Annotated in this window: 17 protein-coding genes; 6 read left to right on the forward strand and 11 right to left on the reverse strand. The window is 71.3% G+C overall.

Features of this window, described 5'->3' with window-relative positions; genetic code table 11:
• Window positions 1-50 precede the first annotated feature (50 nt).
• Window positions 51-518: an NfeD family protein gene (locus tag RS82_RS09040; protein WP_045298519.1), complete on the forward strand. Its 468-nt coding sequence runs from the start codon at window positions 51-53 to the stop codon at window positions 516-518.
• Between the two features lie 61 nt (window positions 519-579).
• A complete protein-coding gene (locus RS82_RS09045) occupies window positions 580-2094 on the forward strand; it encodes a flotillin family protein (protein WP_045298522.1) in 1515 nt (504 codons plus the stop codon).
• 48 nt (window positions 2095-2142) lie between these two features.
• Here RS82_RS09045 and RS82_RS09050 read toward each other — a convergent pair whose 3' ends face one another.
• Entirely contained in the window at window positions 2143-2925 is a 783-nt protein-coding gene (locus tag RS82_RS09050; RefSeq protein ID WP_045298524.1) for an SDR family NAD(P)-dependent oxidoreductase, read from the reverse strand.
• Window positions 2926-2987: 62 nt separating this feature from the next.
• Here RS82_RS09050 and RS82_RS09055 point away from each other — a divergent pair, with 62 nt between their 5' ends.
• Window positions 2988-3599: a TetR/AcrR family transcriptional regulator gene (locus RS82_RS09055; protein WP_045298526.1), complete on the forward strand. Its 612-nt coding sequence runs from the start codon at window positions 2988-2990 to the stop codon at window positions 3597-3599.
• Window positions 3600-3672: 73 nt separating this feature from the next.
• Here the strand turns inward: RS82_RS09055 and RS82_RS09060 are convergent, their stop codons facing one another.
• From RS82_RS09060 to RS82_RS09070, 3 genes are all read right to left on the reverse strand, one after another.
• Window positions 3673-5058, reverse strand: coding sequence for a glycine--tRNA ligase (locus RS82_RS09060; protein ID WP_045298528.1), 1386 nt, complete (start codon window positions 5056-5058; stop codon window positions 3673-3675).
• 69 nt (window positions 5059-5127) lie between these two features.
• Window positions 5128-6168, reverse strand: a complete 1041-nt coding sequence (locus tag RS82_RS09065; RefSeq protein WP_045298531.1) for a hypothetical protein — start codon at window positions 6166-6168, stop codon at window positions 5128-5130.
• A 10-nt stretch (window positions 6169-6178) separates the two neighbouring features.
• A complete protein-coding gene (locus tag RS82_RS09070; protein WP_245619566.1) occupies window positions 6179-8038 on the reverse strand; it encodes a vWA domain-containing protein in 1860 nt (619 codons plus the stop codon).
• 101 nt (window positions 8039-8139) lie between these two features.
• Here RS82_RS09070 and RS82_RS09075 point away from each other — a divergent pair, with 101 nt between their 5' ends.
• Entirely contained in the window at window positions 8140-8778 is a 639-nt protein-coding gene (locus RS82_RS09075; protein WP_045298533.1) for a hypothetical protein, read from the forward strand.
• Between the two features lie 9 nt (window positions 8779-8787).
• Here the strand turns inward: RS82_RS09075 and RS82_RS09080 are convergent, their stop codons facing one another.
• Complete coding sequence (locus RS82_RS09080; RefSeq protein ID WP_045298536.1) at window positions 8788-10125, reverse strand: alpha-hydroxy-acid oxidizing protein; 1338 nt, start codon at window positions 10123-10125, stop codon at window positions 8788-8790.
• Between the two features lie 1100 nt (window positions 10126-11225).
• On the opposite strand from RS82_RS09080, the gene RS82_RS09085 reads away from it, so the two are divergent.
• A complete protein-coding gene (locus tag RS82_RS09085) occupies window positions 11226-17537 on the forward strand; it encodes a rhamnogalacturonan lyase family protein (protein WP_045298539.1) in 6312 nt (2103 codons plus the stop codon).
• Between the two features lie 85 nt (window positions 17538-17622).
• Here the strand turns inward: RS82_RS09085 and RS82_RS09090 are convergent, their stop codons facing one another.
• The 5 genes from RS82_RS09090 to RS82_RS09110 all read right to left on the reverse strand — a co-directional run bounded on the left by RS82_RS09090 (window position 17623) and on the right by RS82_RS09110 (window position 21859).
• Complete coding sequence (locus tag RS82_RS09090; RefSeq protein ID WP_045298541.1) at window positions 17623-18504, reverse strand: putative periplasmic lipoprotein; 882 nt, start codon at window positions 18502-18504, stop codon at window positions 17623-17625.
• Window positions 18505-18508: 4 nt separating this feature from the next.
• Window positions 18509-19642 carry an o-succinylbenzoate synthase gene (menC, locus tag RS82_RS09095; RefSeq protein WP_045298542.1) on the reverse strand — a complete coding sequence of 378 codons (1134 nt, stop codon included), beginning with the start codon at window positions 19640-19642 and terminating at the stop codon, window positions 18509-18511.
• A 39-nt stretch (window positions 19643-19681) separates the two neighbouring features.
• On the reverse strand, window positions 19682-19981 hold the full coding sequence (locus RS82_RS09100) for a hypothetical protein (RefSeq protein WP_045298543.1): 300 nt from the start codon (window positions 19979-19981) through the stop codon (window positions 19682-19684).
• Between the two features lie 95 nt (window positions 19982-20076).
• Entirely contained in the window at window positions 20077-20994 is a 918-nt protein-coding gene (locus RS82_RS09105) for a cyclase family protein (RefSeq protein WP_045298743.1), read from the reverse strand.
• Between the two features lie 151 nt (window positions 20995-21145).
• On the reverse strand, window positions 21146-21859 hold the full coding sequence (locus tag RS82_RS09110; protein ID WP_045298544.1) for a GNAT family N-acetyltransferase: 714 nt from the start codon (window positions 21857-21859) through the stop codon (window positions 21146-21148).
• A 199-nt stretch (window positions 21860-22058) separates the two neighbouring features.
• Between RS82_RS09110 and RS82_RS09115 the strand changes: the two genes are divergently transcribed.
• Window positions 22059-23462, forward strand: a complete 1404-nt coding sequence (locus tag RS82_RS09115; protein WP_045298545.1) for an MFS transporter — start codon at window positions 22059-22061, stop codon at window positions 23460-23462.
• Window positions 23463-23471: 9 nt separating this feature from the next.
• Here the strand turns inward: RS82_RS09115 and RS82_RS09120 are convergent, their stop codons facing one another.
• Complete coding sequence (locus RS82_RS09120; RefSeq protein ID WP_045298546.1) at window positions 23472-24725, reverse strand: FAD-dependent oxidoreductase; 1254 nt, start codon at window positions 24723-24725, stop codon at window positions 23472-23474.
• Window positions 24726-24811: the final 86 nt, after the last annotated feature.

Genomic DNA, 24811 nt, shown 5'->3' on the forward strand with positions numbered 1-24811 from the left:
CTGGCTAGGGTGGAAGGACCCGCCCGCACCGCACCCTTGCAGGAGACACCGTGCTGCCCTTCCTGATCGTCGGAGGCGTCGGCCTCGCCGTGCTGCTGATCTCGCTCGTCGTCGGCGACATCTTCGACCACTTCGACATCGGCGACGGCGCCATCTCGGGCACCGCCCTGGGCATCGCTGCGGTCGTGTTCGGCGCATCCGGCGCCCTCACCACCACGAACGGCCTCGACACGCTCTGGGCGTACGTGCTCGCCGCAGTGCTTGCGATCATCGCCTACGTCATCGCCGTGGTCTTCGTGAAGCGGCTGACCAAGAGCTCCGACGGCGTGCCGGCGTCGGCACTCGGCCTGTCGGGCGTCACGCGCTCGACGGTCTCCCCGGCCGGCGGCGAGGTCAGCCTCGACGGTCCGCACGAGGTCGAGCGACGCCTCGCCTACGCGGACGACACCATCGCCGAGGGCGTGCGCGTGCGCGTCATCGAGCACGCCGGCACCCGCGTCAAGGTCGTCGCGGAGTAGATCCCCACCGCGGTCCGGGTCGGGAACCCCGGGTCGCGGCATCCCACGAGAAAGGTCGTCCATGACGAACGAACTCATCCAGATCATCGCTGTCGTCGCCCTCATCGTGGCGGTGCTCGGCCTGATCACCTTCATCGCGCGCCGCATCCGCCGCGTGCCCCCGAACGAGGCGCTGGTGATCGTCGGGCGCGGTGCCGGACGACCGGATCCCGGCGAAACCGGCAGCGGCCAGCGCGTCGTGATCGGCGGTCGCACGTTCGTGTGGCCGATCCTGCAGCAGGGCTTCTCGATCTCGCTCGAGCAGCGTCAGATCGGCATCACCGTCGAGGGCGTCGACAAGAACCGCATCAAGATCGCGATCAAGGCCTCGATCAACTTCAAGGTCTCGGGCACGGAGGACGGGGTGCGCCGCGCCGCACAGCGCTTCCTCTCGCAGCAGGACCTCCTCACCGAGATCATCAAGGAGTCGCTCGAGGGGTCGCTCCGCTCGATCGTCGGCGACATGACCATCGAGCAGATCATCTCCGACCGCAAGAGCCTCTCCGACCGCGTCGTCGCCGAGACGAAGGCCGACCTCGTCGAGCAGGGCCTGCAGGTCGACCTCCTCAACATCAGCGACATCTCGACGCCGGGCAGCGACTACCTCGCCAACCTCGGCCGCGCCGAGGCCGCCCGCGCCCGCCAGGTCGCCGAGATCAGCGAGGCCGAGGCGTCCCGGGCGAGCGAGTTCGCCCGCATCGAGGCATCCGAGCAGATCGCCGAGCGCCAGAAGGCGCTCGCCCTCAAGCAGGCCACGATCAAGGCAGAGACCGACCGTGCGAACGCCGAGGCGCAGGCGGCGGGCCAGCTGGCCACCGCCGAGCAGGACAAGCTCGTGGCCGTGCAGGAGCGCGAGGCACTCACCGAGCAGGCACTCGTGACGCAGGAGCGTCTCGACATCGAGATCCGCAAGCCCGCCGAGGCGCAGGCCTACGCCGAGGTGCAGCGCGCGACCGCGCAGCGCGACGCGGCGAATGCCGCCACCGAGGCCGACGCGTTCAAGCGCACCAAGATCGCCGAGGCGAACAAGGTGGCCGCCGTGCAGGACGCCGAAGCGGCCGCCACGGCCGTGCGCGTGTCGGGTGAGGCCGAACGCGACAAGCAGGTCGCGCTCGCCGCCGGCATCAAGGCCGAGGGTGAGGCCCGCGCGTCCGCCATCCAGGCCGAGGGTCTGGCCGAGGCGGCGTCGACCGACGCGAAGGCGCTCGCGCTGCAGAAGTACGGCGAGGCGGCTCTCGCGCAGGAGATCATCTCGCGTCTGCCCGACATCGTCCGCGCCGCGGCGGAGCCGATCGCCTCGATCGACAAGCTCACCGTCGTCTCGACCGATGGCGCGTCCGAGATGACGAAGACCGTCGGCCGGGTGCTCGGCGAGGGCACCGAGGTCGTGAAGGGCCTCACGGGCCTCGACCTCAACACCCTGCTGCAGTCGTTCGCGCTGAAGACCGCGGGTGCCGACGCGATGGCCGCCGCCGGCGACGCGGGCACGGCGGCGAAGAACGCCGCGAAGGATGCCGCCGCAGCGATCGGCAGCTGACCCCGTCACGCGAAGCGCCCGGCCCCGCGAGGGGCCGGGCACCGGCGGCTACTTCAGCACGCGGCCGCTCACGGCGAGCGTCACGCGGCGCGGCATCACCCGTGCGGCCCAGGCGCTGAAGGCGTTGGCGCGCCCCGACACCACGCTCGGCGGCACGTCGTCGCGATCGAGCCGGCGGAGGGTCAGCTCGACGACCTGGGCCGGCGTCTGGAACCGCCCCACTGCCGCGTCGGCACCGGTGATGTCGAAGAACTCGGTGCGCGTCGCCCCCGGGCTCACCGCGAGCACGCCGAGCCCCGAGCCCTGCGTCTCGTAGGCGAGGGCCTCGGTGAAGCTGAGCACGAAAGCCTTCGTGGCGCCGTACACGGCCATGTTCGGGCACGGCTGATACGCGCCGGTGCTCGCGATGCCCACGAGCGCTCCGCGCCCGTCGGCGACCATCTCGGGCAGCAGCTCCCTCGTGATCGCCACGAGCGCGGCGACGTTGACCTGCACCATCTCGCCGATGCGCGCGGCGTCCGCTTCGGCGAACGCGCCCTTCATGCCGAATCCGGCGTTGTTGACGAGCGTCTGCACCCGGATGCCCCGCTCGTCGAGCTCCCGGCGGAGCACGGCCGCGGCATCCGGCCTGGTGAGGTCGAGGGCGATCGGGGTCGCCCGAACGCCGTGGTCGCGCGCGAGGCTTTCAGCGAGGTCGCGGAGCCGCTCTTCGCGGCGGGCGACGAGCACGACGTCCGCCCCGCGGGAGGCGAGCTGCGTCGCGTACTCGACGCCGAGTCCGGCGCTCGCGCCGGTGATGAGCGCGGTGGTGCCGCGGTAGTCCCTGGTCATGCCAGTCAATGTAGACAGTGACAGCATTGTTGTCAATGCCAACATCGCGCTAGGCTGGGACTGTGACGGAGCGCACGTACCACCACGGCAACCTGCGGGCCGCGCTGCTCGACCGCGCCTGGGATGTCGTCGACGCCGAGGGTGCAGACGCCCTGTCGCTGCGCCGGCTCGCACGCGATGCCGGCGTCAGCCACGGGGCATCCGCCCGCCACTTCCGCGACAAGCAGGCGCTGCTCGATGCCCTCGCGATCGCTGGCTTCCAGCGCCTCAACGCCGCGCTCGCGGATGCCGTCGACTCCCCCGGATCGTTCGCGGAACGCTTCGGCGCCGCGGGCGACGCCTATGTGAGCTTCGCGGTGAAGCACCCTGCGATCCTGCGCTCGATGTACACGGCGAAGCACCATGCCGCGGCATCCGCGGAGCTGGTCGAGGTCAGCCACGTCGCGATGCCGGCGCTCGTCGCCCTCATCACGGCCGCGCAGGACGCCGGCGAGCTTCCGCCCGGACCCGCGGAGGAGGCCGCGGTCGTCGCCTTCGCGGCCGTCCACGGCGTCGCGACCCTTGCGACCGACGACCTTCTCAACGGCTTCCCGTGGCGGGACGCCACCGCCGCGACCATCGCCTCGGTGTGGCGCGGCCTCTCGTCCGTCGACGCGCCGACCGTCGCACCCTGACGCAGACGACGGATGCCTCGACCCGCGTGGGTCGAGGCATCCGGCGTTCGTCGAGCTCAGCGAGCGGGAGAGGTCAGGCGCCCTTCAGGCGCTCCTCGAGGTAGGCGTGCAGGCCGTCGAGTGGGACGCGCTCCTGGCCCATCGTGTCGCGGTCGCGGACGGTGACGGCGCGGTCGTCGAGCGAGTCGAAGTCGACCGTGACGCAGAACGGCGTGCCGATCTCGTCCTGACGGCGGTAGCGGCGGCCGATGGCACCCGCGTCGTCGAAGTCGATGTTCCAGTCGCCGCGCAGCTGCTCCGCGACCTCGCGGGCGATCGGCGAGAGCTGCTCGTTGCGCGACAGCGGGAGCACCGCGACCTTCACGGGAGCCAGGCGCGGGTCGAGCTTGAGCACCGTGCGGGTGTCGGTCCCGCCCTTCGCGTTCGGCGCCTCCTCCTCGTGGTACGCGTCGACGAGGAAGGCCATCATCGCGCGGGTGAGCCCGAACGACGGCTCGATGACGTAGGGGATGTACTTCTCGCCCGAGGCCTGGTCGAAGTAGGTCAGCGACTGGCCTGACGCCTCCGAGTGGGAGCTCAGGTCGTAGTCGGTGCGGTTGGCGACGCCCATGAGCTCGCCCCACTCCTTGCCGGCGAAGCCGAAGCGGTACTCGACGTCGATGGTGCCGTCGGAGTAGTGGGCGCGGTCCTCTTCGGGCACGTCGAACCGGCGCATGTTGTCTGGGTCGATGCCGAGCCCGATGAACCAGTCCCAGCACTCGTCGACCCAGTGTTCGAACCACTCCTGCGCCTCGGCCGGCGGCACGAAGTACTCGATCTCCATCTGCTCGAACTCGCGCGTGCGGAAGATGAAGTTTCCGGGCGTGATCTCGTTGCGGAACGCCTTGCCGACCTGGCCGATGCCGAACGGCGGCTTCTTGCGGCTCGCGGTGAGCACGTTCGAGAAGTTCACGAAGATGCCCTGCGCGGTCTCGGGGCGGAGGTAATGCAGGCCCGACTCGTCGTCGACGACGCCGAGGTACGTCTTCACGAGGCCCGAGAACGCCTTGGGCTCGGTGTACTGGCCCTTCGTGCCGCAGTTGGGGCAGGGGATGTCGGCGAGCCCGTTCTCGGGCTTGCGGCCCTTGCGCGCCTCGAAGTCCTCGAGGAGGTTGTCGGCGCGGAAGCGCTTGTGGCACTGCAGGCACTCGACGAGCGGGTCGGTGAAGGTCGCGACGTGACCGGACGCCTCCCACACGCGCTTGGGCAGGATGATCGACGAGTCGAGGCCGACCATGTCGCCGCGTCCGCGCACGAACGTCTGCCACCACTGGCGGCGGATGTTCTCCTTGAGCTCGGTGCCGAGGGGGCCGTAGTCCCATGCCGACCGGGATCCGCCGTAGATCTCACCCGCTTGGAACACGAACCCGCGGTGACGGGCGAGGGCGATGACTTTGTCGAGGCGAGACTGCTCGGCCACGGTGGCTCCAATGGTCGGGAGGGGATGCACGAAGGTGCGAGAGGCCGCTGACCGCGGCATCCGTCGATTCTAGTCGTCGCGTGAAGGGGGCCCGGCTTCGCCGTCCGCCCGCTCGAAGGCGCGGTCCCACTCCTGCAGCTCCTTGCGGCGGCCGATCAGGCCGTCGAGCGACACCTGGAAGTGCAGGCCCCGGCGGGCGTTGACCTGCTTGATGTTCTCGATGAGCTCCGTCGAGAACGACGTCAGCGCGGTGCGCACCTCGCGAACGCGGTCGACGGGGTCATCCCAGAGATCGGGGTGCTGCAGGATGTCGAGCAGATAGTCGCGGTCGAGGGCCGCCGTGAGCTTGCGCAGCGTCTCGCCGTACTCGACGGCGGCCGTGGCCCGCTGGCCCTCGTCGCCCTTGCGGTCGAGGCGGTCGAAGAGTTCGGTCGTGTTGTTCGCGACGGTCACGATCTCGCTCGCCACGTCGGTGGCATCGCGATTTCCGGATGCCCCGGCCGCCGCGTACTCGCCGCTCAGCGCCCGCAGCCGCCCGACGAGCGGTCGCACGGTGTCGGGAAGCGGGGCGTGATGCCCCCGGGTGCCGCCGCGCCCGCGCCGGCGGAGCACCGCCCACAGCGCACCGCCCGCCGCGACCAGCGCGACGAGACCGAGCGCACCGCCGACGATGAGGCCGCCGTCGACCCCGCCCGCGCTCGGCTCGTAGTCGGGCGGGTACGCCGCGATGACGCCCTCGACCGTCTGCACGATCGCGGTGTCGAGATCGGGGGCCGCGGACTCGGCCTCGTTCGCGATGCGCATCGCCTCGCCCGTGGACAGCACGTGCGACCCTGCGGAGAGGTCGTCGCCGATCGCGACGATGATCGTGTCGTAGTCGGTTCGGCCGGCGAGCGAGGCCACCATCTCTCGGCCGGTCATGTCGAACGCCTCGTTGTCGGGGAACACGACGACCGCGATCGACTCGTCGGTGACCTGCTGATCGAGCTCCTGCTGGAGCTGCGTCCCTCCGGACACGTCGCTCGAGACGTACACGTTGCTGCTCGCGAGCCCGTCGACGGCGTCGTCGAGGTAGACGTCCGTCGCGTTCAGGCCGAGATCGTGGGGCATCCTGCGCCGTTCAGAAGTTGTTGATCACGGACGCGAAGACGAGGTCGATCTTCGCCGCGTCGGACGCGTCGAACCACTGGCCGCCGGTCGCCTCGGCGATGCGCTGCAGCGCGCCGGTGTCGGCGCCCTCGCCGTAAGCGATCGGGAAGATGCGCACCGGGGCGTCGTCGCCGCCCTCCTTCGACGACGCGCCGATCTTCGCGACGAGCGAGTCCAGCGAGATCTCGGAGTCGGTGTCCTGGCCGTCCGACAGCAGCACGATCGCGTTGATGCGGCCGGGCTGCGCCCGCGCCATCATCTCGTCGTAGGCGGCGGCGATCGCGTCGTACAGCGGGGTGCCGTCGCGGTGAGCGAAGCGCAGGTCGTCCAGCGACGAATCGACGGACTCGCGGTCGGACGCGAGCGGCTCGACGTCCCGCAGCACGACGATGTTCTGCCCGGCCTCCGACTCGACGCCGGTGGTGAACGCCCACACCCCGACCTCGTCCGACGAACGGAAGTGGCCGAGGGTCGCCTGCGCGCCCTCGATCGCGCCGTCCAGCTTCGAGCGGCCGTCACCGATCGCCTCGTCCATGGAGCCGGAGATGTCGATCACCTCGAGCACCGACGAGGGCTTGCGGATCTGCGTCCATTGGTCGATCGCGGCCGACACCACGTCGACGGCCGGCTTCGGCAGCGTGACTGCAGGCCCGGCGGGATCGACCCCGTAAGCAGCCGTGAAGAGGTCGCCCAGTGGCACCGAGGCATCCAGCGGGCGGAAGCCGTATTCGGGCAGGATCTTCTGCGCCGCGTCGGTCTGCAGGAAGGCGGCGAACGCCGCGCCCGCCTCGGCCTGCTCGGGCGTCACCCAGTCGGCGCCGAGCACGGTGATCGGATTGTCGGACCACATCGAGCCGCCCGACGGGTACACCGCGACCAGCTTCTCCTTCGGAGGCGTCAGCGTCTCACCCGGCTGCACGGTGTGCGAGTCGGGGTTGCCCTGGTTGTAGTTGAGCAGCGAGGTCTCCTCCAGCGCGACCGCCGAGACATATCCCGAGCCGCCGGCGCCGTTCTGGGTCTCGTCGTAGAGCCGCGTCAGCACCTTTCCGGTGGTGTCGCCGTAGTGGATGACGCACTCCTCGAACACGCGCGAGAACTCGGCGGCCGCAGCGACGTCGGCTGCGGTGAGGTCGGCGGTCTTGCCGGATGCCTCGTACGACTGCATCAGGATCGCCGAGAGCCCGGTCGTCGAGGTGTTGGGGTTCGTCTTCGAGATCTTGAAAGAGCCCCACAGCGGCTTGCCGACGCTCGCCCAGCCCGCGGGGTCCTGGCAGAGCGCCTCGAAGTCGGCGATGCCGATCTCGGCACCGGGCCAGCCCAGCGCCTTCGCCATCGTCTCGGGAACCCCGAACACGACCGGCGTGTGGGTGAACGACGCGGGCTCGCCCACGAGGGAGGCGGATGCTGCCGCCGCGACCCGATCGGTCCACACCGTCGACGCGGGGGACCACATCGTGGGCCAGCGGCGTGTGTCGTCGTCGGGCCAGTCGCCGCCCGCCGTGAGGAACCGGGTCGCGTCGCCCGACGAGACGTTGATCGGATGGATCGTCGCGCACTCGGCGAGCTGCTCGTGCTGCGACGACTCCTTGAAGGCGTCGGCCAGCGCGTCGAGCATGTTGACCTTCTCGGACGAGGTCGCCACGACGACGCTCGTGCACCCGTCGTCGGCGAAGTCGCCGCCACCTGACTCCTCGACCACGGGGTCGGCGCCGAAGCAGCCGGTCAGCGAGACGGCCGAGGCGACCAGCACCGCCGCACCCGCGAGCAGGCGCGGTCGGATCCAGGCGAGAGGAGTGCTGTCGGCGGGCGAGCGCCGGCTTCGTGCGGGCATGGCAGAAGCCTAAGGCTCCGCGCACTGCCCGCACAGACGAGCGGCACCCTCCCCCGCGGCGGCTCTGCGGCATAGCCTGATCGCGTGGACCGGAGGTCGCCGTGACCGAGCCCGCTGCGGGACGCTCCGCACACCTCCCGCGGTGGCTCGCGGTCGCCGCGCTCGCGATTCTCGCACTGCCCGGATGCGCGAGCGGGCAGCCGCACGGGGACGAGCTGTACGCCTCGGCGCGACAGGCGAACCTCGTGTTCAAGGAGGCGGTCGCCACCGTGCTCGTCCACATCTCCGACGGCACCTGGCAGGTTCAGGAGTACGGCGATCTGCCCGCGGACTGCGACAGCGGATACGCGTTCGCACTGCACCGGACCACGTTCGAGGGCTGGACGCTCGCCGCCGATGCGGCGACGACCGCGGACCGCCTCGCCGCGTGGCTCGACGAACGCGGGTGGAAGGCGACGGCACCGACGACGGCCGCAACCGGCGAGGTGGTTGTCGAGGCGTCAGATCCGACGGTCGGCGTCGCCGAGCTCACCATCGAGATCCGCGGGGGCGCGGGCCGGGCGGACGCGATCGGCGTCGGCGCGACGAGCACCTGCTCAGCCGGCGACGCCGAGGAGCTGACAGCCCTGCTGTATCCCGGTTACCCCGACCAGCCGGTCGCGCACGAGCCGCTCCCGGCCGGGGAGCTCGCCGGGGAGGCGCCGATCTTCGGCTTCACCCGCGACGGCAGGCCGCGGTGACGCGGGACGTCAGACCTCACGCAGCGCGCCGCGCCCGACCTCCGCGATCGAGGTGTGTCCCGAGAGCCCCAGCGTGATGTCGAGCTCGGCCAGCACGTTGCGCACCACCTCGCGCACGCCCGCCCCGCCGGCGATGCCGAGGCCATAGGAGTAGGGACGCCCGAGGGCCACGGTCGTCGCCCCGAGCGCGAGCGCGATGAACACGTCGGAGCCCTGCCGCACGCCCGAGTCGAAGACGATCGGCACCCGCCCGGCGACGCGCTCGGCGATCGTGGGCAGGACCTCGAGGGTCGGCACGGACTGGTCGATCTGACGCCCGCCGTGGTTCGAGATCCAGATGCCGTCGACGCCGGCATCCAGCGCCCGGATCGCGTCGTCGGGGTGCACGATGCCTTTCAGGATGATCGGCAGCGACGTCCACTGCCGGGCCTTCGCCAGGTCGTCCCACGTGAGCGCCGGCGTCGAGAACACGTCGAGGAACGTCTCCACCGCGGCGCGCGGCAGCGGCGAGCGCAGGTTCTCGCGCACGCTGCTCGTGCCTGTGAGGGCCGCGCCCTTGCGCGCGATCCGAACGCCTGCAGCGACCGCTTTCGGGGTCACCTTGACCGGCGGCGGCGGTGTAGAGGCATCCGTCCCTCCGCGGGAGCGCTCGCGGACCAGCTGCTGGAAGACCGGGTCGCTGGTGTACTGGGCGATCCCCATCGCGCGCGTGAACGGCAGGTAGGCCAGGTCGAGATCGCGCGTGCGCCATCCGAGCAGGTGGGTGTCGAGCGTCACGACGACGCCTTCGCATCCGGATGCCTCGGCCCGGCGCAGCAGCGACGCGTTGAGGTCGTCGGACGCCGACCAGTAGAGCTGGAACAGCCGCGAGCCGCCGGGCGCGGCATCCGCCACCGCCTCCATCGGGAAAGAGGCCTGGTTCGACAGCGTGTACGGGACGCCGAGGGACGCCGCGGCCCGCGCAACCGCGAGGTCGGCGTCGGCGTGGGCCATCTCCATGACGCCCAGCGGGGCGAGGAGCAGCGGCGTCGGGCGCCTCACGCCCAGGAAGTCGACCGACAGGTCGCGGGACGACACGTCCCGCAGCGGCCGCGGCCACACCTGCCAGCGGCCGAACGCCGCGCGGTTCGCAGCGACAGTGCGCTCGGCGCCCGCTCCCCCGGCGATGTAGGCGAAAGCCTCGGCGCTGAGCGCCTTGCGCGCCGCGGCCTCGAGGGCGTCGGTGTCGACCGGCACCCGGGGCCGCGTGCCGCTGATCCCGGCGCGGTAGATGTCGGACTGCGTACGGCGCGAGATGCCGCGCGATGCGGCGGGGGGATCGTCGGGGGCGGCGCTGCTCTGAGCCATGCGCACAGCCTACGCAGACCCCGCGTCAGCTCGTCCGGCCGGTCTGACTCGGCTCGCGGGTCGGGGCCGCCCGTCCGGCGCGGGCGGCGGTTCGGGCCGCGTTCCGTCCGTTGCGCCTTGCGGGCTTGGGGCGCGCTTCGTCCGTTGCGTCTTGCGGGTTTGGGGCGCGTTCCGTCCGCTGCGTCTTGCGGGTTTGGGGCGCGTTCCGTCCGCTGCGTCTTGCGGGTTTGGGGCGCGTTTCCTCCGCCGGGCCCGCCCGGCCAGGGTTTGGGGCGCGTTTCCTCCGCCGGGCCCACCCGGCCAGGGTTTGGGGCGCGTTTCCTCCGTCGGGCCCACCCGGCCAGGGTTTGGGGCGCGTTTCCTCCGTCGGGCCCACCCGGCCAGGGTTTGGGCCGCAACCGGCCAGGGTTTGGGGCGCGTTTCCTCCGTCGGGCCCACCCGGCCAGGGTTTGGGGCGCGTTTCCTCCGTCGGGGCGCAAGAAGTGCGCCCCAACGGAGAGTCTGCGCCCCAAAGCAGGAATCGACGACAGGAACGACAAACGACGAGCGCGGGGCCCGGGCGACAGGAACGACAAACGACGAGCGCGGGGCCCGGGCGACAGGAACGACAAACGACGAGCGCGGGCCCAGACGACAGGAACGACAAACGACGAGCACCGGGCACCGGGCACCAACGCCGGGCACCGGGCACCGGGCACCGAGCACCGAGCACCGGGCGCCGGCGACGGGAACGACGGGCGCACGCCGAGCCCGTCGCCGACACGGTCCGTATACGCATCGGCGACGGGGGTTTGGGAAAACGCTCGCCGGGAACCCTAGGGCACCGGACGTCGGAAGCGCAAGGTGTGCAGGTCAACTCGTAAAAACGTTTCATAAATCTCTTGCCCGATCGCGTGGACGCGTGCCAGACTGCGAGCGACTCGCGATGGAATACGCTTTCCGTGCGGTCGACAACAAAGCCGGACCGCGGCACCAGCGCGGTCCACACCGGACAGGGCTCGAGTCCGTACGCGCCCGGTTCACGACGCCGGATGCCGCGATGCCGCGGCGTGCGCCGTCATCCTTTGCCGATGCTGACAACAGGAGGAACCGTGCCCCACGTGTCCGCACGCGCCGACGGCGCGACGCGACCCGCAGAACACGCCCCCGCGGCCCGCGCACCCCGCCGCGGGCTTCGACTCACCGCGATCGCCGGCGCCACCGCCGTGGTCGCGGCTCTCATCACCGCGACCCCTGCCGCGGCTCTGCTTCCCCCGGCCGACGACGGAGCATGGCGCTTCGACTTCGGCACCGCGACGAGCGCCGTCGCCGAGGGCTGGCAGCAGGTACGCCCGACATCGCTGTACACCGCCGCGGCGGGCTGGGGCATCACTGTGCCCGAGGGCGTCACACTCTTCGACCGCGACCGCAGCACCGACGGCTCCCCCGCGGGCCCGATGGAAGACGACTTCGTCGCCGGCACGAACTGGGGCTTCCAGCTCGACGGGCTGCCCGAGGGCGACTACGAGGTCACCGTGACCATCGGCGACGGCCTGAGCACGGCATCCGGGACCAACGCCACCGTGACCCTCGAGGGCGTCGGCCAGACCCGCATGACCTCGGCGCGCGGACTCAACACCACCGCGACGTTCACCGCCGCCGTCACCGACGGCCAGCTCACGGTCGGCTTCACCGGCTCGGGGCTCGGCGCGTATGTCAACGGCCTCGTCGTGGCGCCGATCGTGCCCGATGCCCCGGCCGACCTCGCCGCGACCCGCATCGCGTGGAACGGCGTCGACCTGACCTGGACCGCCGTGGACGGCGCCACGAAGTACCAGGTGCTCCGCGCCGACGTCGTGAACGACACCACGGGCGGGTTCACGCAGATCGCCGAGGCCACCGAACCCGCCTACGCCGACGCATCGGTCCGGGAGGGCCGGGCGTACGCCTACGCGGTCGTGGCGGTGAACGACGACGGCGTCGCCTCGGCGCCGTCCGCAGAGGTGCGATCGGGGGTGATCCCCGAGCTCGTCGCCCCTGAGGCGCCCGGCGACCTCGCCGTCACACAGGTCACGCGCGACGCCGTCGTGCTGACATGGTCGGCTGTTGCGAACGGCGACCAGTACGTCGTCGAGCGCGCCGGCGCCGACGGCGCGTTCTCCGTGCTCGCGACGGTCACCACACCCGGTTACACGGATGCTGCCGACACGGCGCAGCAGTGGACCTACCGGGTCGCGGCGCGCAACCAGGCCGGCGCCTCGCAGACTTCGGCAACGGTGACCTCCACCGTCTACACCGCCCCGGCGCCGCTGCCGGCGGGCGACGTCGTGACCTTCGACTTCGGCCCCGGCCAGGTGGCAGAGGGCGCCCTCTCGGTGACGTCGGCGACCGCGTACGACCCGGAGTGGGGCTACGGCTTCTCGACCGCGCCGACCTCGCCGACGCCCGACGTCGACCGCGGCGGCTCGGACGCGCTGCGCGGCGACTTCGTCGCGGCGGCCGGCTCGACCTTCCAGGTCGACCTCGGCGCCGGCGACTACTCGGTGCGCCTCGTCTCGGGCGATGCGCAGGCCGCAACCACCACGACCGTCACCGCCGAGAGCATCGCGAAGGTGCTGGCGAACCCGCAGGCCGCGGGCGCGTTCCTCGACATGTCGTTCACGATCGCCCTCGTGGACGGCGCGCTGACGCTGCAGTTCGCGGGCGATGCCCCCGCCGTCAACGCCGTGACGATCACCCGCCTGCCGGCGCGCGTCGCCGGGGCCATCTCGACGGCGTTCATCACGGGCGACTCGACGGTGCAGACCTACGACCCGATCGCCTACGCGCCGCAGGCCGGCTGGGGCCAGATGATCGACCGGTTCTTCGCCGACGACATCGCCTTCGCCAACCACGCCATCGGCGGCCGCTCGTCGAAGAACTTCATCACGCAGGGCCGTCTCGACGAGGTGCTGCGCAGCATCCGTCCCGGCGACTACCTGTTCGTGCAGTTCGGGCACAACGACGCAACCCAGGGCGTCGACGACCGCTACGCCAGTCCCGCGGACTACAAGGAGTACCTGCGGGTCTACGTCGACGGTGCGCGTCAGCGCGGAGCGACGCCGATCCTGGTCACGCCCGTCTCGCGGCGGAGCTTCGACGCGGCTACGGGCCTGTTCAACGTGAGCTTCCCCGAGTACGTCGACAAGATGAAGGAGCTCGCCGCCGAGGAGGACGTGCTGCTCGTCGACCTGTCGGCGTCCAGCCGCGCGTACCTGGACGAGATCGGGCCGGAGGCGGCGAAGGCCGTGTTCCTGCACGTCGATCCGGGCATCTTCCCGAACCGGCCCGCCGGCATCGTCGACGACACGCACTTCCAGGAGTACGGCGCGATCCAGATGGCCAGGCTCATCGCGCAGGATGTCGCAGGACTGGACACGCCGCTCGCCGCGAAGGTCTCCGACATCGAGCCGCCTGCCGAGGTGCCCGTCGCACCGCAGAATGTCGTCGCGGGAGCGATCAGCAACGGCGGCGCGACGCTGCAGTGGGATGCCTCGCCGACGGCAGACATCTACAAGATCTACCGTCAGGCCGTGGCCGACACCGCCCCCGAGTGGACGCTCGTGGGCATGGTGACGCAGACGAGCTCGATCGTGCAGGGCCTCGCCGAGGGCACCGGGTACCGGTACCGCGTCGTCGCGGTGAACGGCCGCGGCGAGTCCGCACCGAGCGCCGCCGTGACCTTCACCACGAAGCAGGCGGTGTACAAGTACGACTTCCAGCTGGCGGGCAACCCCCTCATGGCGGGCTACACCGAGGTGAACCCGAACACGGCGTACACGGCCGAGCGCGGGTACGGCTTCCTCAATGCCCTGGCCGCGAACGCCGGCCGTGACCGCGGCCCCGCGACCGGCTCGAACGACCTGGTGCGCGACTTCGTGCTCCCGGGCGACGGCTCGACCTTCGCCCTGGACGTGCCGAACGGCACGTACTCGGTGAAGACCTACTCGGGCGACTGGATCGGGTCGACGCGCACGAGCTTCCGCATCGAAGGCAAGGAGGCGGGCACCGGCAACGCCGGGACCGGCAGCGTCAACTCGACCCTGCGCGGGCCGTTCCTGGTCACCGACGGCCGGCTCGACGTCGAGGCCTACGGCGCCGCGGCGGGCACGCGCCTCAATGGCCTGGAGATCACGCCGATCCTGCTCGGGCCGGTGGGCCTCGAGGTCACAGACGTGAACGCCGACCCGACGGCACCGAGCGTGTCGCTGGCGTGGGACGCCGAGCCGGGTCTGACGTGGAACGTCTACCGCAAGTCGCCGTTCGACGCCGAGCCGGTGCTCGTCGCTGCGGTGGACGAGCCCGCGTTCGTCGACACGACGGCTCGGGTCGGGCTCGATTACGCGTACCACGTGACCGCCGTCGACCAGACGAAGCTCGAGTCGGTGCCGTCGGCGACGGTCGAGGTCTCGTTCGTCGACGCCGACGTGACCCCGCCGGCAGCGCCGGCGGGGCTCGCCGTGGAGAGCATCGAGAAGCGCTCGGTGGAGTTCTCGTGGGCGCAGCCGCTGGGTGCGCTGTACTACCTGGTGTTCCGCTCCGAGGTGGAGGGCGAACGCGGCGAACTGGTCGGTGTGGCCGACGCGAGCCGCTACACCGACACCGAGGTCCTCACCACGATCCCGTACTTCTACACGGTGGTCGCAGTGAACGCCGGCGGCGCGGGTGCGGCATCGGCGCAGCTGTCGACGGACGCCGTCACCGTGCTGCAGCGACAGGCCGAGTACCTCGACCGCGCCCCGGCGGCGGTGTCGACGGATGCCGGCAACCTGGTGTCGTGGCGCATGCTCGGCACCGACCCCGACAGCGTGGCCTTCCACGTCTACCGTGACGGGAAGCGGGTCACTTCGGCGCCGCTCACGGACTCGACGAACTATCTCGACGAGGCCGGGGGCGAGGCATCCGTCTACTTCATCACCAAGGTGCTGGACGGAGTGGAGACCACGGAGACGGACTCGTTCGGCGTGCAGACCGGCGCGTACCGGTCGGTGCCGCTCGACAAGCCGGCCGACGCGTACAGCAAGGACGGCCAGCCGTACTCGTATCGCGCGAACGACATGAGCGTCGGCGACGTGGACGGCGACGGTCAGCACGAGCTGCTCGTGAAGTGGGACCCGTCCAACTCGCGCGACAACTCCCAGGCCGGCTACACGGGCAACGTCTACCTCGATGCCTATCGCCTGGACGGCACGCGGCTGTGGCGCATCGATCTCGGCGTCAACATCCGGGCCGGCGCGCACTACACGCAATTCCAGGTGTACGACTACGACGGCGACGGGCGGGCCGAGGTCATGATGAAGACCGGCGACGGCACGATCGACGGCGTGGGCCAGCCGATCGGCAACGCCAGCGCCGATCACCGCAACAGCTCGGGATACGTGCTGAGCGGGCCGGAGTACCTCACGGTGTTCAACGGCCTGACCGGTGCCGCAATCGACACGGTGGACTACGTGCCCGCCCGCGGTGACGTCGGAGCGTGGGGCGACGCCTACGGCAACCGGGTCGACCGGTTCCTGGCGGCGACGGCGTACCTCGACGGTGAGCACCCGAGCGCGGTCTTCAGTCGCGGGTACTACACCCGCGCGGTGATGGCGGCGTACGACTTCGACGGGTCGCAGCTCACCCAGCGTTGGGTGCTCGACTCGAACGACGAAGGCAGCGAGGGCTTCTACGGGATGGGCAACCACAACCTCTCGGTAGCCGACGTGGACGGCGACGCCAAAGACGAGATCGTCTACGGCTCGGCGACGGTCGACGACGACGGGGAGCTGCTGTACTCGACCGGCCTCGGCCACGGCGACGCCCTCCACGTGTCGGATCTCGTGCCCACGAACCCGGGCCTCGAGGTCTTCGCGGCCCACGAGGACATGGCGAACTCCGGCAACCTCGGCGCGACCATGCGCGATGCCCGCACGGGCGAGGTGCTGTGGTCGATCCCCGCGGTCAAGGACACCGGCCGCGCTGCGTCGGGCGACATCGACCCGCGCTACGAAGGGGCCGAGGGGTGGGCCATCGGCGGCGACGCCGCATGGAACTCTCCGGTCGGACAGCTGAAGTCGTCCACGGGCGAGCTCATCGCCGAGAAGATCCCGGCGGCGAACTTCCTCGCCTGGTTCGACGGCGACCCGCTCCGCGAGATCGTCGACCACGACTGGACCGACGCGACTCGCACCGGCGTGCCCACGGTGTCGAAATGGAACTGGGAGACCGAGAAGGCCGACCGGATCCTCACAGCCGACGGTGCGCTGACGAACAACGACACGAAGGGAACGCCGAACCTGCAGGCCGACCTGTTCGGCGACTGGCGTGAGGAGATCGCGTGGCGCTCGGCAGACTCGAGCGAGCTGCGGATCTACTCGACCACCGACGAGACCGACCTGCGCATCCGCACGCTGATGCACGACCCGGTCTACCGACTGTCGGTCGCGTGGCAGAACACCGGCTACAACCAGCCGCCGCAGACGAGCTTCTTCCTCGGCGACAGCATGACCACCCCGCCGGCGCCGCGCATCGCGGTCACCGGTGACCCGACGGGGGCGACCGACACCACCGCGCCGGTGCTGTCGGGAGTCCCGGCGGACGGCACGCTGCTGCCGAGCACGGCGACGTTCTCGGTGGGGGTGAGCGCTGACGATCCCGAGTCGGGCGTGCGAGGCCTCGACATCGCGTTCGACGGCGCCCCCGTCGCGCCGGGCCAGGTCATCAGGCTCGACGACAAGGTGGGCGTGCACACCCTCACCGTGAACGCGGTGAACCACGACGGCCTCGTCACGGCCGCGTCGGTGCAGCTGCTGGTGTTCGACGACGAGGGCGCGACGGCGAAGCCCGGCCGCGGTGTGCTGTCGACGAACTCCGGCTGGGAGGACGGTCTGCACGACGGCACGTTCACGGTGTCGATGAACCTCTGGTCGGGGGTCAACGGCGCGGTGTACAAGCTGTACGAGAACGGCACGCTCGTCGCGACGAAGCTGCTCGACGCGAACTCGCCGAAGGCGCAGCTGTCGACGGTCGACGTGTCGGGCAAGCCCAACGGCACCTACGTGTACACGGGCGAGCTCATCAACGCGAAGGGCACCACCGCGACCACCTCGGTCACGGTGAAGGTGAAGGACGCCGCACCCGCGGCACCCGCCCTCTCGCACGACAACTGGGACAAGGACGGCAACTACACCGTCACGGCCAACCTGTGGTGGGGCACCAACGCCACCGCCTACCGTCTGTTCGAGAACGGTGTGGTGATCGACCAGCAGTCGCTCATCGCCGCCTCCCCGAACGCGCAGCAGGCGAAGACCGCCGTCGCAGGACGCGCGCCCGGCACGTACACCTACGTCGCCGAGTTCGCCAACGCCGCCGGAGCCACCAGCTCCCAGGCGATCACGGTCACGGTGAAGTAGCCGAGCGCCGGGATGCGGCCGGTCGCCTTCGGGCGGCCGGCCGTCTCGCGTTCTGCGCCCGGCCCAGGGCGTTTCGACGTCGGGGTCAGCCGCCGAAGCCGCACCAGGCGGCGACCCACGTCAGGATGCGGCCGCGCATCTCCTCGCCGACGAACAGCTCGACAGAGCCGGACTCGCCCTCGAGCCCGACGGCCAGGTCGAAGATCGTGCCGCGCTTGTCTTCCTGGACGGCGTGCGGGTCGCACCGGAAGGGCACGATCGGAATCTGCACCACGATCGGCTCCGATTCTCCCTCGGTGACCTCGACGTCGAGCGCATGGACCTCCTCGGAGGCGGCGCCGGCGAAGTCGATCAGATTCGTCCGTCCGATGCCCTCGATCGTGACCGCCGCGTCGCCGGTCGGGCTGACCGTGAGCTCGAGCGCCGCAGGCGCGCCGGGTGCGGAGGGCTCGAATCCGGTGAACGAGAGGGCGGCGGCATCCCTCACCCGCTCCAGCAGGCACTCGCGGGCGTGCAGCTCCGCCAGGAACCCGAGGGGGTCGGGAGCGGATGCCGTCACCTCGGTCGACGCGGAGTCACCGGTCAGTTCGAGGACGACGTGGACTTCGCCGTCGTCGGGCGCCGTGCAGTCGACGGGCGGGAGCTGCACGCGGATGTCGACGGCTCCCCCGGGCGCCACGGTGCTGACGCGGCCGCCGATCACGCGGACCGCGGGGCCGGCGAGCCGTTCGTCTTCGACGCGGACCTCCGCCACCGTGAGCGGCGCGTCGCCGCCGTTCTCGAGATGAACCTGGGCCTGCCGGCCGGCGACGTCCGAGCGCAGCTGCTGGAGCTCGACGACGACCCCGGCCGGCAGCGTCGGCGCAGGCTCGGGGGTGCGGGCCGTCGCGGCGCACCCGGTCAGCGCCAGCGCACCCGCGAGCGCGACCACCCCGAGGCGGGGACGCCGTCGCGACGGGGTCCGCATCGGCCTACCGCGTCAGCGTCTCGCGCGCGACGGTGAAGTCCTCGAGCGCCACCGGGTCGATGTCGACGCCGAGGCCGTGGCCGATCGGCACGCGCACATGCCCGTCTTCGAGCACGGCGGGTTCGGTGACGATGTCGCGCGTGTAGAAGCGGCTGGAGGCCGACACATCGCCGGGCAGGGTGAATCCGGGGAGGGCGGCGAGCGCGGCGTTCGCGGCCCGCCCGATGCCGGTCTCGAGCATGCCGCCGCACCACACCGGCACCCCGGCCTCGACGCACCGATCGTGGATGCGCACCGCTTCGAGGTAGCCGCCGACCCGGCCGGCCTTGATGTTGATGACGGATGCCGAGCCCAGCGCGAGCGCATCGGCCGCGGCCTTGTCGGACACGATGGACTCGTCGAGGCATATGGGGGTGCGCAGGCGCCGGGCCAGCGTCGCGTGGTCGACGAGGTCGTCCTCCTGCAGCGGCTGCTCGATGAGGAGCAGGTCGAAGCGGTCGAGCTCGGCGAGGGTGTCGGCATCCGCCATCGTGAAGGCGGAGTTCGCGTCGACCTGCAGCGGGATCGCGCCGAAGGCGTCGCGCACGGCGGCCGTGTCGCCGACGTCGCGGCCGGGCTTGATCTTGATCTTGATGCGGACGTAGCCCTCGTCGAGGTACCCGCGCACGGTCTCGACGAGCGCCGCGGGGTCGCCCTGGATTCCGACCGACACCCCGCTCGGCACGCGGTCGCGCACCGCCCCGGCGTACTCGGCGAAGCTGCGCCCCTCGGCCCGCAGCGCCGCGTCGAGCACGGCCAGCTCGAGCCCGGCCTTGGCCATGCGATGGCCCTTGAAAGGCTCGAGCACGCCCGCGACCTCCTCGGGTGCGAGCCGCCCGCGGTCGAGCAGAGCCGGGGCCAGGAAGCGCAGCGCGACATCCCATGCGCCCTGCGTGTACTCGCTCGAGTACAGCGGGTCGGCCTGCGTGACGATCTCGCCCCAGCCGTCGCCGTCGGCGGTCAGCGCGCGGACGACGATGACCTCACGCACCGTCTCGGTGCCGAACGACGTGGTGAACGGTGCGACGAGCGGCAGATGCAGCACCCGCAGCTCGAATCCTTCGAGGGTGACGGATGCCGCCGGCCGGGCGATGGGCATGCGCTCAGCGTACGCCCGGCCGGCGACAGAGCGAGGCGGTCAGTGCGCGAAGCGCGCGGTCGCGGCGTCCCGGAGGACCGGGACGTAGGTGGACCGGGCGACCCGCGGCCGCCGGCGACGCGGTTCTGCCGGCGCCGTGTGGTGCGCCGTTCCCCGCAGCGCGTCGCTCATAGCGACGATCAGGGTCTCGATGTGCTCGCGCATGATTCCTCCTCGTTCGAAGGAGAGGAGATGGTGCGAGGTGCGCTGATACATCACCCGCCGCGTCGCGAGGGCGAGCTCTTCGAAGGCCGTCCGGTCGGCCGTCGAGCTGATCGGTACACCTGCGTACCCGTCCATGACCCCCACGGTACGAGGGGGTTGCGACATCGGCGTCGGTGATCTGCCCGCGTGGGATGGGCGCGGCGACGGGGATTCGGCGATCGGTCCGGGGGTCAGGCGGGGACCTCGGCGAAGGCGCGCACCGGGAACGTGCCGAACCCCTCCACGGCGGGCGGCGCAGCCGTGAACCGGGCGCCGCGCGGCGGCAGGGCGCCGAGGTTCGTGAGGTGCTCGACGACGTGCACGCCCGCCCCCAGCAGCAGCGAGTGCGCCGGGCGCTCGCCGCCCGACTCGGTGTCGTCGATGTTCACCGAGTCGATGCCCACGAGCACCGCCCCGGCGTCGATGAGCCACTGTGCGGCCTCGCCCGTGAGGAACGGCGCCCCTTCCCCGTACTCCGGCTGCCCGAACCACCCGTCCCAGCCGGTGTGCAGCAGGACGGCCGCGCCGCGCACGTCACGATCGGCGAGCGTGGCGGAACGGATGCCTCGGCGCGAGACATCCCACGCGTCCTCGAGGTGGAACACCTCGGCGCGCAGGCCCACGAGCGACGACAGGTCGAGGCCGGCCAGGTCGCTGCCGTCGGCGTATCGGTGGAACGGCGAATCGAGGTAGGTGCCGGTGTTGCCGATCATGTGGATGATGTCCATCGCGAACTCCGTGCCCGGCGCGTAGCGGGCGCGCGAGTCCTCGCGCGTGAGATGCGGCGTGATGGTAGGCGCGGGAAGGCCGGGATAGGTCACGAGCCCGGCGCGGATCGGGTGGCTGAGATCGACCACGCGCGTCCCGCCGGCGGCCGGGGACGGGGCATCCACTCCCCTGCTGCCGCGGTGCGCCTCCTCGACGATGCGGACGCCCCGCAGCTCGACCTCGTCCACGAGGGCCAGCCCGAGGTGGGCGATCAGCAGCCGGGCGATCTCGTCCTCGGTGGCGTGGGCGCCCGGCAGGTCGAGCCGGAACCCGCTGCCGGCGAGGCCGCCCCCGTTGGCGAAGCGGATGTCGAAGTCGAAGTGGGCGCGGTAGTCGGGCATGCGGTCAGCGTAGGCGCGCAGCATCCGCTGCCCATCCGGAATTCGGAGAATGGCAGGGTTTCCGCTCACTCACGGCAGAATCCCTCCGACATCCGGCCGTTTCTCCGAAGCTCGGGGCCGCGCCTTCCACCCGGCGGGGCGATGACCGCCGTCAGGGCCGAACCAGCAGGTACCCCCGCGCGTCGTCGAAGCCGCCGATGACGAGGCCCTCGGCGAGGTGCGCCACGAGCTGCTCGCGCACGCGCGTGCGCCAGACCGCGGCATCCACCGGCGTCTCGCGGCGGAGGGTCTCGATGTCGCGGGGGATCTCGACCGACACGGCCACGCGCTCGTCGTCGGGGGTGGGCACCGGCGGCGCGGCGAGCGCCCACGACACCATGATGCGGTCGGTCTCGTCGCCGCGGTTGACGCCGTCGTCCATCGGGCCGTAGTGGTTCACGAGGTATTCGGTGACCCGCGTGCCGAGCACACGCAGGTTGAAGTGGGCGTTGCGGGCGACGAGCGGGTCGAACGTCCAGGTGATGTGGCCGACGCCCCGCGCCAGGGCCCACTCCTGCTGATGCCGCTTCAGCACGCGGCCGAGCCCCTGCGACTGGTGGTCGGCGAGGACGCCGGTGATGTGGCTGTGCATCGAGCGCGCGGCAGGCTCCGCGAAGAACGCGACGGAGGCCCCGATCATGCGGTCCTCGTCGTACAGGCCCACGGCATAGTTGCCGGCGTGGGCGAGGGCGCGCAGCAGGTTCGGCGGCATTCCGCCCCGGTCGCCGCCCCACACCTCGGCGAGCACGGCGGATGCGCGGTGCACTTCCTCGACGGTGTCGAGGAAGCGGATGTCGATGCCGGGCGGCGTCGGTATCTCGGCCATGCCCTAAGTCTGCACCCGCAGGCCCGGCAGAACTCCTCCGGTCCGGCCCGTGCATCGCGGAACCCCGCGCGATGCCGCTGCCCGGACGCGGCATCGAGGGAGTTCTGCAGCGCAACCCGCGGAGCCGGGTGCTCGCAGCCCCCGATAACCTGAACTGATGGGCACGGGTGACGAGGACGCGAGAAGAAGACTCACCCGGATGCCGAGCCAGGGCGCCATCGTCGCGGTTCTCGCGATCGCCGGCCTGTGCTCGTCGTTCATGTTCACCCTCATGGTGCCGATCCAGTCCAAGCTGCCCGAGCTGCTGAACGCCAGCCGCGACGACACCGCGTGGGTCGTCACGTCGACGCTTCTCGCCGCGGCCGTGATCACCCCGATCTCGGGGCGTCTGGGCGACATGTACGGCAAGCGGCGCATCGTGCTCGTCCTGGTCGCGGTCATGGTCGCCGGCTCCGTCGTCGCGGCGCTGTCGCCCGGCATCGTCGGGATCATCGTCGGGCGCACGCTGCAGGGCGCCATCGTCGGCGTCGTGCCGCTCGGCATCTCGATCATGCGAGACGTCCTCCACGAGGACCGCGTCGACTCGGCGATCGCCTTCATGAGCGCGACGCTCGGCGTCGGCGGCGCGCTCGGTCTGCCCATCAGCGCGCTCATCACCGAGCGCAGCGACTGGCACCTGCTGTTCTGGATGGCCGCCGGTCTCGGGGTGATCGTGTTCGGCCTGGTGCTGTGGATCGTCCCGGTCAGCGTCCTGCGCACCGCAGGCCGGTTCGACTACCTCGGCGCAGCGGGGCTCGCCGTGGGCCTCATCGGCATCCTGCTTGCGATCTCGCGCGGCAACGAGTGGGGCTGGGGGTCGGCCCCCGTGCTCGCCTGCGGGCTCGGCGGACTCGCCGTGCTGCTGGTGTGGGGATGGTACGAGCTGCGCATCGACGAGCCGCTGCTCGACCTGCGGGTCGCCGCCCGCCCCGCGGTGCTGCTCACCAACATCGCCTCGGTGGCCATGGGCTTCTCGCTCTTCGCTTCGAACGTCGTCTACCCGCAGATGCTGGAGCTGCCGGTGGCGACCGGCGCCGGTTTCGGGCTGTCGCTGCTGGTCGCCAGCCTCATCGTCATGCCCTCGGGACTCGTGATGATGCTGCTGTCGCCGATCGCAGGACGCATCGCGTTCCGCACCGGTCCCAAGCTCCTGCTGCTGCTCGGCGCGATCTCGCTGATCGCCGCATACGGCTTCACGCTGCTGTTCTCGTCCGAGGTGTGGCACATCCTCGTCGCGAACATCCTCATCGGCGCCGGGATCGGCTTCGGATACGCCTCGATGCCCATGCTCATCATGCGCTCCGTGCCGCAGAGCGAGACCGGAGCCTCGAACGGCCTCAACGCGCTGTTCCGGTCCCTCGGCACCAGCACCGCCGCCGCCGTCGTCGGCGCGGTGCTCGCCACCTACACCGTCGACTTCGAGGGAGTGCCCGTGCCGACGACGACCGGCTTCACCCTGTCGCTGATCCTCGGCGGGACCGCGGCGATCGTCGCGCTCGTGGTGGCGCTGTTCATCCCGCGCCACCGCGCGCCCCAGGAGCGGCATCCGTCGCTCCCGGAGTGATCCGGGACCTCAGCCGCGCAAGCGCGCGAGCCGCGCCGAGTCCGGCGCGAGCCGCTCGGCGACCGCGACCGCAGAGAGGATCGCGCTCTCGTGCGAGTCGGCGTCGGCGGTGTAGAGCCCCGCGAGCGACACCCCGTGCCGCCCCTGCAGCGGGCGCAGCCGTCGCTGCGCGTCGAAGTACCCGGTGTCGATGAGGCCGTGCCGGTAGGTCGCCGTCGCGTAGAGCGGCTGCGGCAGCTCGTCGTCGTACGTCACCCAGCTCTTGAAGACGTCGACCCCGCGCGAGGGGCTCCAGATCGAGAGCGAGCTGTGCGCAGCATCCGTCCGCACGTTCACGACCGACCACGCGCGCTCGTCGCGCGGCATCAGCCGCCGGTCGCCGTGGATCGCGATCGTCGTGTCGAAGTACCCGAAGCGCGCGAGCTGCGAGGTCACCTCGGCGAACTCCGGCAGCGGCACCAGCAGATCGTGCGCGGTCGCCGCGTCGCACGCGAACACGAGATGGTCGAACGGATGCTGCGCCCCGGCGACCTCGACGAGCAACGTGCCGTCGGCATCCCGCGTGACGGACTCGACCGGCGCGCTGGTGCGCAGGTTCGCGTGCTCGAGCGAGGCGACGAGGGCGTCGACGTAGACGCGGAGCCCGCCCGGGATCTCGCTCTGGTCGGGCGGCGTCAGCCCGCGTGGAAGGTTCGCCCCCAGGTAGTACAGCGCGTTGTAGGCGGCGAACCGGCGGAAGTCGGCGAGGTCGACGCACCAGAACGCGAGCAGCAGCGGGAAGAGGAAGTCGTCGACGAACGCCTTCGGCAGCCGCTCGCGCTCGACGTACTCCGCGATCGTCACGGTCGTGTCGTGCTCGGCGAGGAACGCCGGCACGCGCGACAGGAACGCACGGAAGCGCAGCAGATGGTCGATCGCCCGCGGTGTGAGCGACGACCACACCGGCCGGCCGCGCCGGAAGGGCGGCATCGCGACGGGCCGTGCGCCGTCGATGTGCGACACCGTGAGCGTCGCCGGGTACGTCGTGCGCGGCACCTCGAGCGCGTCCAGCAGCCGGTTGAACCTCGCGTAGGCGGCGCTGCGCGCGAAGAACTGGAACCCGGCGTCGATGCGGAGCGCCTGGCCGTCGACCTCGACGTCGAGGGTGTGCGCGTGGCCGCCGAACCGGTCGTCCTTCTCGAACAGCGTGACGTCGTGGTCGTGCTCGAGCAGCCACGCGGCCGCGAGCCCCGCGGCGCCGCCGCCGATGATGCCGATCCGCATGTGCGCGCCGTTCTGTGAGCCCCCGCTCAGACTAGGGCGTTCACCCCGGGGTCTATCGCGGCCGCGCGACCCGTCGCTAGCCTGAC

It is taken from the genome of Microbacterium trichothecenolyticum (assembly GCF_000956465.1).
Classification (GTDB): domain Bacteria; phylum Actinomycetota; class Actinomycetes; order Actinomycetales; family Microbacteriaceae; genus Microbacterium; species Microbacterium trichothecenolyticum.